Below are 12,382 nucleotides of genomic sequence, written 5' to 3' on the forward strand. Positions count from 1 at the left end.
TAGTTAGTGAGGGAGAATTTCATGGCATGGGATTTATTTAGCATCATTGGTACAATTGCATTTGCTTTAAGCGGAGCAATCATCGCGATGGAAGAAGAATACGATATTTTCGGGGTTTATATTTTAGGAATGGCAACTGCATTCGGGGGAGGAGCACTGCGTAATTTATTAATCGGTTATCCAATTGATGCGTTTTGGAAACAAGATATGTTATTTGAAATTGCAATCTTGTCAATGACTATTATATTTTTATTCCCGAACAAACTTATCAAACATTGGAAACGCTGGGAAAACATTACCGATGCAATCGGTTTATCTGCTTTTGCAATTCAAGGGGCATTATATGCACAAAAACTAAACTTACCAATTAGCGCAACGATTGTCGCAGCTGTTTTAACAGGAATTGGCGGCGGTATTATCCGTGATTTATTGGCACGTCGTAAACCACTTGTACTGCGAGCTGAAGTTTATGCATTTTGGACGATTTTAGCTGGATTTTTAATTGGAGCTAAAATTGTTACGAGTGACTGGGCTTTATATGTTTTATTCGTTCTTATCGTATGTTTCCGTATGATTTCTATTCATTACAAATGGCATCTGCCACATCGCAGTGTAGAAAAGATAGAACATTTCAATGATAAAGTGAAACTTTAATCAGCGAAGTAGTCTTACTACCAACGAATAACGGCATAAATAACAAATCAACCCTTTACTTCTGTAAAGGGCTTTTCTATTTCACTTCGCCCTAACCATATGTGAAATCTTAATTAACAGTGCTGACCATCCATAGAGACAAAAAAATACCACTAATAGAAGTTGTACTTTATTGCATGTTTTTTGTACTTATCCGTAAATACTATTTCTTAAAGAGAGGTGAGATAAGTGACAAAACACGTAAATAAAGGTGCACAAAGAAGCTCCGTAGATCAATTTGGACACGATTTAAATTCCGCTCACGAAAAAAGCAAAAAAATGGGAAAATATCATAGAGCATACCAACAAAAGGCCAAAGAAGAATAGGAGTGATATTGGATGGCAAAAGGAAATAACAAAAGCAACCGAGGACAACACAGTAGCGTTAATCCACAAGGAATCGCATCAGATGTAGCAGATCAAAGTCCAAAAAGTAAATTAGAACAACGCGCAAAAACAAAGAATACAAAATAAAACACGAAGCATTACGCCTCGTGTTTTATTTTAAACAATTTATCCCGCATTAACGGGCAGTAAAAGCCCGATTGGTGAGAGCTTTCCATCAGTGGGGATGAAGCCCCCACTGATGGAAGTTTCATCTTATAAACCGTGCCCTTCTTCTTCAAGCGTTAAATCACTACTTGAAATTGTAAGCAAATCGTATTTATCATACGCTTCTTCCTGAAGTAATCTCATCGCTTGTGTACGAATGGATTTTTCCACAATATTACGAACATAACGTCCGTTGCTAAAAGAAGTAATTTGCGATGAATATTTTACCGCATTTAAATGCTCACGAAGATTCCACTCTGCCTCTTTTGATAATTGATACTCCCGTTCATCATACATACGTTTTCCGATTTCTAATAATTGATTGACCGTGTAATCAGAAAACTCAATAATGAAAGGAAAGCGAGATTGTAGCCCTGGATTTAGTGACAGAAAATGGTTCATCTCACGTGAGTACCCTGCTAAAATAAGTACAAAAGCGTGCTGCTTATCTTCCATATGTTTAACAAGCGTGTCAATTGCTTCTTTTCCAAAATCTTTTTCGCCGCCACGCGCAAGCGAATAAGCTTCATCAATAAACAAAATTCCCCCCATTGCTTTCCGAATAAGATCACGTGTTTTTTGTGCAGTATGCCCAATATATTCACCAACTAAGTCAGCTCGTTCCGCTTCAACTAAATGCCCTTTCGATAGAACATTCATTTCAAACAATAATTTCCCAATCATTCTAGCAACTGTTGTTTTCCCTGTTCCTGGGTTACCTTTAAACAACATATGAAGGACTTGCTTCTCTGATTTCAGCCCCATTTCTTGCCGTTTTTTATTTACATAAATCCATGCATAAATTTCCTTTATAATTTTTTTAATTTCCTGCATTCCAACAAGCTTGCTCATTTCTTCTTCAATCCGTTGCAACATTTCATGTTTTGTAACAGTTTCATTTGAAAGATTTGGTTTTTGTTCTGGCGAAGAAACAGAAGTTTTCTTTCGGTGATTTAGCACAATGTTAATTTGATTATTATTCTTCTTTCGCATCGACTGTTCCATACAATCACCTCACCTTTATCATTCCATTGACGATTATTGTCAAAATTTGCGCTTTCCCAAGAAATAAACTTTTTCTGAAAATTTTTGGTATAATGTAAGAAAACTAGGGTGGTGGGATTATGACAACAAAAGAACTTGATGATACAGTACAAGCTTTCTCTGCGTATTTAATCAACAAGGGACGGAAGCCTTCAACTATTAAGCGATACGTCTATGACATTGAAGATTTTGTTCATTGGTTACAAAAGAACAAAAAAATTTCTTCTAATAATATATGGCGGACTCTTTGTACAAAAGACTATGAAGATTATTTTTCAGACTTAAAAATGAAGCGTCATTACTCCGAAAAAACAATGCACCGTGTTTTAATCGTGTTAAATCGATTGTACTATTTTTTAAACCTACCTAGCCCACTAAAAGATATGGAACTTGTTATACAGCCAGATCGAGCATTGCGAGATGAAGACTTCATTTCAACACAAGAGGAACAGCGTTTAAAACATATTTTAACTTCTTTAGAAGGACTTTCAGATAAACAACGTCCTGTACGTCCGTTACTCATGGATCGAAACGTATGTATTATAATGATTTTGCTTGATTACGGTTTATCGTTACAAGAGCTCGTTTCACTAAATATGCACCACGTTCATTTTGAAAATAATACATTATCTATTCCCGCTGTATCTGGAATAGAACGAATTATTACATTAACAGAAGAAGATAAAAAAAAGCTATATCATTACTACAAGAAAATCCCCGAGCCAGTACGTCCGAGATACCATAGCACAGACCCTTTATTTATAGCTTTTGATTTTAACCGAAATACATTTCGCTGGGTATACGAAAATGACGCCCCAAAAGCATTAACGGAAATCGCTGTACAAAAAATGATTCGGCTTGAAGTTGCACGCGCCGGGCTGCGAAAAGGAATTTCTGGTCAACATTTAAGAAATACATTTATTTTACGCCTCATCCAAAACCATGTTCCAGAACAAGAAATTATAAAACGAATTGGTTTTAAATCAAAGATTTCATTAAAAAGATATTATAACTATGCAAAACAAAAAGAAAACGCCTCATAATAGGCGTTTTTGTTATTTTTCATAGAAACGGCTCGTTCTCCTATCCCATTTTATATACTACTTGCATCTACTATGATAGGTTTTTAACTATCCCTATCAGGAAGGAGACTTTCAATGTCTAATTTTAAAGATAATCAGAAAAAAATCTCAAAACCTTATTTTCCAAAGCAACCTCGCCGACTTCCAGCTGTTCATTATACCCCTAATCGAGAATCGTACGGCACCCTTTTTTCAAAAGCATTAAGTGACTTAACTGATATAATTCCATCCGCATTTTCAAACCCATCACAATATAACACGAAAAAACTTATAAACACCTTAAAAACAATAAAGGGGGGTCTGAAACATTTAAGCTTAACACTTACACAGCAAGAAACTGGCATTGCGATTGTCGAAAATTTAATTACTATTTTAAACGAGAAACCTTTTGTAGCAAATACAGTATATATTGAATTACAAAATTTACTCAACTTTTCACTGCATATTACAAAATTATCCATGATGAATCATCATGAATTCGAAAATATCATTGAGCAAACAGAGGAATTACAAGTAACTTTACTACAAATTACGCCAATCGGAATGAATGGCCAATTTCAAAGTAAACAGGTTCTTCCCGAGCAACCTGAATTTCTCGAACATTCAGAATCTCTAGTTCAATCAGATATTCTCGAACACCCTAAGCTTTTCGAGCATCCAGAACCTCTAGTCCAATCAGATGTTCTCGAGCAACCTGAACCTCTAATTCAATCAGATATTCTCGAACAAACAGAGCTTCTCGAGCATTCAGAGCCTCCAGTTCAATCAGATATTCTCGAACAAACAGAGCTTCTCGAGCATTCAGAACCTCTAATTCAATCGGATGTTCTCGAACAGCCGGAGCTTTCCGAGCATTCAGAACCTCCAGTTCAATCAGATATTCTCGAACAAACAGAGCTTCTCGAGCATTCAGAACCTCTAATTCAATCGGATGTTCTCGAACAACCGGAGCTTCTCGAGCATTCAGAACCTCTAATTCAATCGGATGTTCTCGAGCAACCTGAACCTCTACTTCAATCAGATATTCTCGAACAAACAGAGCTTCTCGAGCATTCAGAGCCTCTAATTCAATCAGATGTTCTCGAACAACCGGAGCTTTTCGAGCAACAGGCTCTTCTTGACCCATCAGAACCTCTAGTTCAACAAGCTCTTCTCGAACTACTAGGGCTTTTTGTTCAACCAGATTTTCTTGATCAACCTGAAACTCTTGCTCAATCAGATATTCTTGAACAACCGGAGCTTGCAGTTCAACCAGATTTTCTTGATCAACCTGAAACTCTTGCTCAATCAGATATTCTTGAACAACCGGAGCTTGCAGTTCAACCAGATTTTCTCGAACAATCAGATATAGCTCCTCGCCATCAAACGGTGTAATAAAAGCCAGCATCTTCACACCCTACTGATGGTGCAAATCCCGCAGGTATCCTTCACCTATCTTCTTCGCTTCTCTTTCAATCTTAAGGTAGGGGCTCACTGCCCACGGATAACGGGATAAAATTCCAATCAAAAAATCCATTTCTAATCATTGAAATAGATGGCACAATAGCTAAACTTTTTAGCTTATATATCCATTAAAAGATTTTCCATTAAGATCCCTATATATTTTGAGCATAAAAAAAGAGCGAATGATTCGCTCTTTTTGCTATGTACAATTCTGTACTATTCTAATTCGATTGAAACGTTCTTTTGCGGAACAAATGTAGAAATAGCATGTTTATAAATAAGCTGTTGCTTACCTTCCGTTTCCAACAGTACAGTAAAATTATCGAAGCCTTTAATTAGACCACGAAGTTGGAAACCATTTAATAAGTACAGCGTGACAAACGTATTCTCTTTACGGAGTTGGTTTAAAAATTGATCTTGAATATTGATTGATTGCTTCATGTCGAATCCTCCTCTTTTTCTCTACTTACTTATTATTCGACTTAAGTTGTAGCTTTCCTTCTATGTACTCTAAAATTTCTATGGTTTTTTCACCACTTGTAACGTCAAACCAATTAACATCCATTTTATTACGGAACCAAGTTAACTGCCTTTTGGCGTAGCGGCGTGAATTTGTTTTCAAAGCCGTCACGGCTTCTTCTAACGATGTTTTCCCTTCAAAATGCTCATACAATTCTTTGTAACCAATGGCTTGAATAGACTGACAATCACGAACTCCATCTTCATACAAACGTTCAACTTCAGCTAATAAACCTTGCTCCATCATAATATCTACACGTAAATTAATGCGACTATATAATAAACCTCGATCCATCGTTAAACCAATTAAAGCAACATCATATAGCAACTCATTTTCCTGTTGTTCTAATTGATCGCTCATCGTCTGCCCTGTTGTATGAAAAATTTCTAAAGCACGAATGACACGTCTTACATTGTTTGGATGAATTCGCTTTGCACTTATCGAATCAACCTCTTCTAACTTCCTATGTACATACTCTACACCATATTCCTCCGCCTGTTGCTCTAACTGTTTACGATACACAGGATCTCCCGGCTCGTCAGAAAACTGGTAATCATATAACACCGATTGTATATATAAGCCTGTTCCGCCAACAATAATAGGAAGTTTACCACGTTTTGTAATATCTGCTATATGACCGCGCACAAGTTCTTGAAACTCCGCAACGGAAAATGAATCTTCTGGATTTTTTATATCAATCATATAATGCGGGATTCCATCCATTTCTTCTTCTGTAACTTTCGCCGTACCTATATCCATATTACGATAGATTTGCATTGAATCGCCACTAATAATTTCTCCATTTAACGCTTTTGCCAGTTCAATACTAAGCTTTGTCTTTCCAACTGCTGTTGGCCCAATAATAACAATAACTTCGTCCCGTTTTTCTTCTCCCATATACTTCAACTCTCTTTATGTAAAGTTATCCATCTGATTATTATACCCAATCTTACCAATTTTAATAGTCAAAATGCAAGTTATCTTATTACGGTAATTGAAATTACATGTATTCGTTAAAAATATAATCTATTTTGCATGTTTTGTCCAACCACTTCATATACATGTTAAAAATGAAAACGGAGATGATACTATGAAAGTTGGACAAGCTACTATTGATTTTTGCTCGTTACTAGAGGATTTAATTTTAGCAACAGCAACAAAAGAAAAAAATTGCTCTCAGGAAGAATTATACTTCGCACTAAATTGTTTACTGCGTTCGTTTCATACGATGCTTGTAAGTGATGAGACAGATGCTAAAACAACCGAATATACACAAACACAATTTTGCTCCGCATATAACATCGTGACAGGGCGAACGATATATCCATTCTAAATCATTTCTCTGCTTTAAATTGTTTAACAAGTTCGGCTATAACTGTTTTTTTTAGAGGTTTCAGGTTCATCCTCCCCCTTCTGCTGCTTTATAAACATAATTTATAATAATATTGACTTCTCTTCACTAATTTCCGTTTTATCATCAGTCTTTCATTTTATAGCGAATTTTCATTGATATTTAAATATTACACTAACATTTGTCCTTGTAAATAAACAATAACCTTTCCAGTTCCTTCTCCCTTCACAACAACCTTTGCATATTTAAGAAAACGAACTGAAGAAATTGTTTCCATATAAGGCTATCTCTATTACAATAAGCGCTTCCTTAATAGTTGCTGGCGTTCTTTCTACCAATGCAAATATATGTTGGTGGGAAAATTAACAAATAAAAAACACTTCAATAAAGAAGTGTTTTTTATTTGTTTATAATGATGCTTGATAAATATCTAAAACATCTTGTTTATTTAGCTTTTTAAATTGCCCAAATTCACCATATACCATTGCTTTTTCTGCCATAATATCAATTTGGTCTTCACCAATCTCGTAATCAGCTAAGCGAGATGGCGCTCCAATAGATGTCCAAAATTGACGCAATGCTTCAATACCTTCTAATGCTATTTTAACATCAGTTTTACCTTCTGCCTGAACATGAAATACTCGAATCGCAAATTGTTTAAAACGATCTACATTTTCATGTAAAACATGTTTCATCCAATTTGGGAATAAAATTGCTAAGCCACCGCCATGCGGAATATCATACACCGCCGAAACAGCATGCTCAATATTATGCGTTGCCCAGTCTCCGCGTACACCCATCGCTAAAATACCATTTAACGCCATTGTACCGCAATATAAAATCGTTTCACGGTGCTCATAACTTTCTAAATCATGTAGCAGCTTCGGAGCTGTCTCAATAACCGTTTGTAAAATAGACTCACAATAGCGATCTTGCAGCATTGTATTCGTGCCTTGATGGAAATATTGCTCGAGTACGTGCGACATAATGTCAACAATCCCGTAAATTGTTTGGTTGCGCGGTACAGATACTGTATGATTCGGATCTAAAATAGAAAATTGCGGGAATGTTACTGGACTACCCCAGCCATACTTTTCGTTTGTTTCCCAATTTGTAATAACAGAACCTGCATTCATTTCAGAACCTGTTGCCGCAAGAGTTAACACTGTTCCAAAAGGCAATGCTTCTTTTGCAATAACTTTTTTCGTAACGAGATCCCACGCATTTCCATCGTATTTGCTGCCAGCCGCAACAGCTTTTGTACAGTCTATTACACTGCCACCACCTACAGCTAATATAAACTCGACATCATTTTCTTTACAAATTTGAATACCTTTATTTACTGTGGATAAACGCGGGTTAGGTTCCACACCACTTAACTCAAAAATTTCTGCGTCAATTTCTTTTAACGTAGACATCACATTATCATAAATTCCATTTTGTTTAATACTTCCGCCGCCATATACGAGTAAAACTTTTTTCCCATACTGTGGCACCTCTGTTTTCAATTGCTCTAATTGACCTTTTCCAAAAATAAGTTTTGTTGGATTACGAAACACGAAGTTTTGCATACTTTTCATCCTTCCTAACTAAAAGTAACTATACTTTTATATATCATATATTTAGCTTTTCACAAAAATATTTGCTTACACAAAAAAAGAATCTCAGCTAAAACTGAGACTCTTTTTAATAATAAGGTGAAATCATTAAGTATACAATAACACCTGAAAGACTTACATATAACCAAATTGGCATTGTCCAACGTACAATTTTACGATGACGAGTCAGTTGGTTTGTAAATCCGAATACTAAAGAAAATAATGCAAGCGGTACAATAATAGCGGCAAGGAAAATATGTGTAATTAAAATAAAGAAATATACATATTTAATGATTCCTTCTCCGCCAAAGTGCGTTGCTGGTGCTAAATAATGATACGTTAAATACGAAACACAAAATAACAATGTAGTTGTAAATGCTGCAAGAATAAATCCCCTATGTAGATTCACATTCTTTTTAATAATTGAAAACAATGCTGCGATTAAAAACACAAATGTAAAACTATTAAAAATCGCATTTAACATCGGCAAAATTTTTACATCAAAATGTACTTCTCCTTTGTAACCAACCGGTCCAAAAAATAAGAACAAAATAATTGCATTGACGACCACAGAAAGCGTTATTACAACAGGAGCATAGCTCTTCTGTTTAACAGAACGATCAGTCAAATTGTTCACTCCCTCATTCTTCTTAAAGTATATAGTAGCTTCATTATTTTAACATATTATCAACAGTGTAAATGTGACAAATGTTTGAAATAATTATATAAAGTGAAACTTTCATCAGCGGGGTGCTTACTGCCCACGAATAGCGGGATAAAAATAGAAAATCCTCCTTAAGTTTTTTACCACTTAAGAAGGATTGTACCGTTTCACATTAAATATTTCAAACTGTAACGTCCATTTTAGTTTTTATTTAAAAACATATCAGTATACGCTTGAAAAATCTCAGCTAATTGAAAAGTTATAAGAGACATTGCTGTTAATGAAAAGAATCCAATTAATAAGAAACGAATCCACATACGAATCTCCTCCTTGTATCATTTATTTAAAATCTAAATGACAAATCGGATTACAGTGGTCGTCTCCTTCTTTTTTCTTTACAACAGCAGTAATATAACGGATAAAGAAAATAATGTTTAAAGGGAAATATACATGTTTTATATTTGTCTGCTTTAACGATATTTTCCCTTGTACGTCGGATGGGGACGTTAAAGAAAACTCAGCGCCATTCATTTGCGCATATAAAAACACGAATTGAATACACAATAAAATACTTACGATTGAAATGATATCTTCCCAATCAGTTGTACTCAAAAAATTATATACATCTAGCACATATTCCTCCAACGTTACCCCTCCCTTCCTTTTTCCCTATTTTCCTCGTGTTCGTATAAAAAGTCAAGAAAAATATTTTATATTCACTATGACAATAGGGATTACATATAATGGCATTCCCCTTATTGCTTGATCTCAACTTAGCCAATATAGAAATTCATTTCCTTCATTTCCTTTACTTCCCTCATCACATAAAATTTTATATTTTCATCTTTGTAATCTTGCTCTTACATTCATAAATCCGTACATACGCACTCTATTCAGGATATACTGATTTCAGAGGTGGTTATATGAAAAGCGAAAGACCAACACGCCATGAAAAGATCAAAAAAGAAACACCTAAGTATCAAGATTTTATGACAGATGAAAGATGGCAAGCAATTGTACACAATGATTCATCGTATGATGATACATTTTATTACGCTGTAAAAACAACAGGTATTTTTTGCCGCCCGTCATGTAAATCTCGAACTCCTAATAGAAACAATGTACGAATCTTTCTCAATGCACAACAAGCTCTCTCAGAAAAATTTCGCCCTTGTAAACGATGTAAGCCAAATGGCCTAAAATTACCTGAAGAAGACTGGATAGAGCAAATTACGGAATACATTGATAACCATTACTCCGAAACATTAACGCTTGCAAGACTAGCAAATATGTGTCACGGTAGCCCTTATCATTTACAGCGCACATTTAAGAGGATTAAAGGAATAGCCCCAATTGAATATATACAACAAACACGTATTTCCATAGCTATGCAATACCTTACTAATACGAATCATACAATTATGGAAATTAGTTTGGCTGTAGGTATACCGAATACCGCACATTTTACAACCCTATTTAAAAAGAAAACAGGATATACTCCTACAGATTATCGAAAAATGAATCGCACAAAAGAGGTAAGATAAAATGGCATCAAAAACAAATCAAACAATCTATTGGACATTATTCACTTACGAAAAATGGAGTATGTATATTGCTGCTACATCCAAAGGACTATGTTATGTAGGATCCAAAAATCAAGCTTTTGAAGGATTATCAAATTGGGCTAAAAAACGATTACCGCAATATACCTTGGTACAAAATGAACAAAAATTACAACCATATGTTGATGAATTAATAGAGTATTTGAAAAGACAACGTACGACTTTTTCATGTCCTGTTCATATCACCGGAACACCATTCCAATTAACAGTTTGGAATGCATTATGTGACATTCCTTATGGACAAACTTATTCATATTCAAATATTGCAGAGTTAATCCAAAAACCAAAGTCAGTACGTGCAGTAGGTACCGCAATCGGAACTAATCCCGTTTTAATTGTAATTCCTTGTCACCGCGTCATTGGAAAAAATGGAAAATTAACTGGATTTAGAGGTGGCTTAGAAATGAAGAAGCAACTGCTAACGCTTGAAAAACAATAAAAATATCAATAGAACACCTAGATTATATGAAAAATAAACCCGAATAGAAGCATTACTATCCGGGTTTATTTCTTTTAAGCTTTCTCTTCAAATAATCGTGCGATTTCGATAATAACTTGAACAGCTTTTTCCATATTATCTACAGAAATATATTCAAATTTACCGTGGTAATTTTCTCCGCCTGTAAAAATATTTGGTGTCGGCAGGCCCATATATGACAATTGGGAGCCGTCAGTTCCACCGCGAATTGGTTGAATATTCGGCTCGATATCTAGATTTTTCATTGCTTCATAAGCAATATCAACAATTTCCTTCACTGGTTCAATTTTTTCAAGCATATTGTAATACTGATCATTCATCTCAAGAATGATATTTTCCTCACCATACTTCTCTTGCATCTGTTTTGTAATAGCTGTTATATTCTCTTTTCTAATATTAAAATGAGCGCGGTCAAAATCACGAATAATATAGTTAGATTGGCTTCGCTCAACATCACCATTTAGAGAAATAAGATGGTAGAAGCCTTCATATCCCTCTGTATGCTCTGGCGCTTCTTCTACTGGTAGTTGTCCATGGAATTCCATTGCCAATTTCGTTGCATTGACCATTTTATTTTTAGCTGTACCAGGATGAGTGCTATTCCCTTTAAAAATTAGCTTAGCACCAGCAGCGTTAAAGCTTTCATATTCTAATCCACCTAGTGGACCTCCATCCATTGTATAAGCAAATGCAGCTCCGAAAGCCTCCACATCAAAGTGAGATGGACCACGACCAATCTCTTCATCAGGCGTAAATGCCACTCTAATTTTCCCGTGTTTAATTTGTGGGTTATGTAATAAATAATTCATTGCCGTCATAATCTCTGTAATTCCCGCTTTGTCATCTGCACCAAGAAGTGTTGTTCCATCAGTTGTAATTAATGTATGCCCTTTATAAGATGGAAGCTCTGGGAATAATTCTGGTGTTAAAACAACACCAAGTTCCTTATTTAACGTAATTGCCTTACCATCAAAATTTTCATGAATTTGTGGCTTAACATTTTTCCCTGTAAAATCTGTAGCTGTATCTAAATGAGCTAAAAAACCGATTACAGGAACCTGCTTGTCCGTATTAGCAGGAAGCGTTGCCATTACGTAGCCATTCTCATCCATCGTTACTTCTGGTAATCCAATCGACTTCAGCTCTTCTACTAGTTGTTTTGCAAACTCAATTTGGCCAGGTGTTGATGGTACAGTATGGCTTTCTGCATCAGATTGTGTATCCACCTGAACATATCTTGTAAAGCGCTCTATAATTTCCTGTTTCATTCTACTACACTCCTTTTTTATCCATCTTTATTTATTATAAGCCTTTATTACAAATTTTTTTATTTCT

General features: G+C 35.3%; 15 protein-coding genes. 8 read left to right on the forward strand and 7 right to left on the reverse strand.

What is annotated here, in order from left to right; translation table 11 throughout:
- Nucleotides 1-21: 21 nt before the first annotated feature.
- The 3 genes from WAX78_RS15680 (at nucleotide 22) to WAX78_RS15690 (ending at nucleotide 1,167) form a co-directional block, all read left to right on the forward strand.
- Nucleotides 22-654: a trimeric intracellular cation channel family protein gene (locus WAX78_RS15680; RefSeq protein ID WP_098311110.1), complete on the forward strand. Its 633-nt coding sequence runs from the start codon at nucleotides 22-24 to the stop codon at nucleotides 652-654.
- A gap of 228 nt (nucleotides 655-882) precedes the next feature.
- Complete coding sequence (locus tag WAX78_RS15685) at nucleotides 883-1,020, forward strand: hypothetical protein (RefSeq protein ID WP_336481261.1); 138 nt, start codon at nucleotides 883-885, stop codon at nucleotides 1,018-1,020.
- Between the two features lie 12 nt (nucleotides 1,021-1,032).
- The gene (locus WAX78_RS15690) at nucleotides 1,033-1,167 is read left to right on the forward strand and encodes a hypothetical protein (protein WP_255258187.1); all 135 of its coding nucleotides are present in this window, start codon (nucleotides 1,033-1,035) and stop codon (nucleotides 1,165-1,167) included.
- A gap of 126 nt (nucleotides 1,168-1,293) precedes the next feature.
- Here WAX78_RS15690 and spoVK read toward each other — a convergent pair whose 3' ends face one another.
- On the reverse strand, nucleotides 1,294-2,250 hold the full coding sequence (gene spoVK, locus WAX78_RS15695) for a stage V sporulation protein K (RefSeq protein ID WP_336481262.1): 957 nt from the start codon (nucleotides 2,248-2,250) through the stop codon (nucleotides 1,294-1,296).
- 119 nt (nucleotides 2,251-2,369) lie between these two features.
- On the opposite strand from spoVK, the gene WAX78_RS15700 reads away from it, so the two are divergent.
- Both WAX78_RS15700 and WAX78_RS15705 read left to right on the forward strand, forming a co-directional pair.
- Nucleotides 2,370-3,332 (forward strand): tyrosine-type recombinase/integrase, encoded by a 963-nt coding sequence (locus WAX78_RS15700; protein WP_336481263.1) that lies wholly within the window; start codon nucleotides 2,370-2,372, stop codon nucleotides 3,330-3,332.
- Nucleotides 3,333-3,446: 114 nt separating this feature from the next.
- A complete protein-coding gene (locus WAX78_RS15705) occupies nucleotides 3,447-4,745 on the forward strand; it encodes a collagen-like repeat preface domain-containing protein (RefSeq protein ID WP_336483037.1) in 1,299 nt (432 codons plus the stop codon).
- A 285-nt stretch (nucleotides 4,746-5,030) separates the two neighbouring features.
- Here the strand turns inward: WAX78_RS15705 and hfq are convergent, their stop codons facing one another.
- The gene (gene hfq, locus WAX78_RS15710; RefSeq protein WP_000813896.1) at nucleotides 5,031-5,255 is read right to left on the reverse strand and encodes an RNA chaperone Hfq; all 225 of its coding nucleotides are present in this window, start codon (nucleotides 5,253-5,255) and stop codon (nucleotides 5,031-5,033) included.
- 25 nt (nucleotides 5,256-5,280) lie between these two features.
- A complete protein-coding gene (gene miaA / locus WAX78_RS15715; RefSeq protein WP_336481265.1) occupies nucleotides 5,281-6,231 on the reverse strand; it encodes a tRNA (adenosine(37)-N6)-dimethylallyltransferase MiaA in 951 nt (316 codons plus the stop codon).
- A 193-nt stretch (nucleotides 6,232-6,424) separates the two neighbouring features.
- Between miaA and WAX78_RS15720 the strand changes: the two genes are divergently transcribed.
- Nucleotides 6,425-6,667, forward strand: coding sequence for a hypothetical protein (locus WAX78_RS15720; protein ID WP_336481266.1), 243 nt, complete (start codon nucleotides 6,425-6,427; stop codon nucleotides 6,665-6,667).
- Nucleotides 6,668-7,092: 425 nt separating this feature from the next.
- Here WAX78_RS15720 and WAX78_RS15725 read toward each other — a convergent pair whose 3' ends face one another.
- From WAX78_RS15725 to WAX78_RS15735, 3 genes are all read right to left on the reverse strand, one after another.
- On the reverse strand, nucleotides 7,093-8,256 hold the full coding sequence (locus WAX78_RS15725; protein ID WP_336481267.1) for an iron-containing alcohol dehydrogenase: 1,164 nt from the start codon (nucleotides 8,254-8,256) through the stop codon (nucleotides 7,093-7,095).
- 115 nt (nucleotides 8,257-8,371) lie between these two features.
- Nucleotides 8,372-8,911, reverse strand: a complete 540-nt coding sequence (locus WAX78_RS15730) for a DUF420 domain-containing protein (RefSeq protein WP_336481268.1) — start codon at nucleotides 8,909-8,911, stop codon at nucleotides 8,372-8,374.
- A 375-nt stretch (nucleotides 8,912-9,286) separates the two neighbouring features.
- On the reverse strand, nucleotides 9,287-9,592 hold the full coding sequence (locus tag WAX78_RS15735; protein WP_336481269.1) for a hypothetical protein: 306 nt from the start codon (nucleotides 9,590-9,592) through the stop codon (nucleotides 9,287-9,289).
- A 344-nt stretch (nucleotides 9,593-9,936) separates the two neighbouring features.
- Here WAX78_RS15735 and WAX78_RS15740 point away from each other — a divergent pair, with 344 nt between their 5' ends.
- Both WAX78_RS15740 and WAX78_RS15745 read left to right on the forward strand, forming a co-directional pair.
- On the forward strand, nucleotides 9,937-10,491 hold the full coding sequence (locus tag WAX78_RS15740) for a bifunctional transcriptional activator/DNA repair enzyme AdaA (protein ID WP_336481378.1): 555 nt from the start codon (nucleotides 9,937-9,939) through the stop codon (nucleotides 10,489-10,491).
- 1 nt (nucleotide 10,492) lies between these two features.
- Entirely contained in the window at nucleotides 10,493-11,008 is a 516-nt protein-coding gene (locus WAX78_RS15745) for a methylated-DNA--[protein]-cysteine S-methyltransferase (protein ID WP_336481270.1), read from the forward strand.
- 74 nt (nucleotides 11,009-11,082) lie between these two features.
- Here the strand turns inward: WAX78_RS15745 and pepT are convergent, their stop codons facing one another.
- Entirely contained in the window at nucleotides 11,083-12,315 is a 1,233-nt protein-coding gene (pepT, locus tag WAX78_RS15750) for a peptidase T (RefSeq protein ID WP_336481271.1), read from the reverse strand.
- Nucleotides 12,316-12,382: the final 67 nt, after the last annotated feature.

The sequence above is a fragment of the Bacillus yunxiaonensis genome (assembly GCF_037104695.1).
Lineage (GTDB): Bacteria > Bacillota > Bacilli > Bacillales > Bacillaceae_G > Bacillus_A > Bacillus_A yunxiaonensis.

Excerpts from the sequence above, each read along its gene's own strand:
- WAX78_RS15705 (WP_336483037.1), top strand. The coding sequence starts at position 3,447 with ATGTCTAATTTTAAAGATAATCAGAAAAAAATCTCAAAACCTTATTTT.
- WAX78_RS15740 (WP_336481378.1), top strand. The coding sequence starts at position 9,937 with ATGACAGATGAAAGATGGCAAGCAATTGTACACAATGATTCATCGTAT.
- pepT (WP_336481271.1), bottom strand. The coding sequence starts at position 12,315 with ATGAAACAGGAAATTATAGAGCGCTTTACAAGATATGTTCAGGTGGAT.
- WAX78_RS15700 (WP_336481263.1), top strand. The coding sequence starts at position 2,370 with ATGACAACAAAAGAACTTGATGATACAGTACAAGCTTTCTCTGCGTAT.
- WAX78_RS15725 (WP_336481267.1), bottom strand. The coding sequence starts at position 8,256 with ATGCAAAACTTCGTGTTTCGTAATCCAACAAAACTTATTTTTGGAAAA.
- WAX78_RS15745 (WP_336481270.1), top strand. The coding sequence starts at position 10,493 with ATGGCATCAAAAACAAATCAAACAATCTATTGGACATTATTCACTTAC.
- WAX78_RS15690 (WP_255258187.1), top strand. The coding sequence starts at position 1,033 with ATGGCAAAAGGAAATAACAAAAGCAACCGAGGACAACACAGTAGCGTT.
- WAX78_RS15680 (WP_098311110.1), top strand. The coding sequence starts at position 22 with ATGGCATGGGATTTATTTAGCATCATTGGTACAATTGCATTTGCTTTA.
- spoVK (WP_336481262.1), bottom strand. The coding sequence starts at position 2,250 with ATGGAACAGTCGATGCGAAAGAAGAATAATAATCAAATTAACATTGTG.
- WAX78_RS15720 (WP_336481266.1), top strand. The coding sequence starts at position 6,425 with ATGAAAGTTGGACAAGCTACTATTGATTTTTGCTCGTTACTAGAGGAT.
- hfq (WP_000813896.1), bottom strand. The coding sequence starts at position 5,255 with ATGAAGCAATCAATCAATATTCAAGATCAATTTTTAAACCAACTCCGT.
- miaA (WP_336481265.1), bottom strand. The coding sequence starts at position 6,231 with ATGGGAGAAGAAAAACGGGACGAAGTTATTGTTATTATTGGGCCAACA.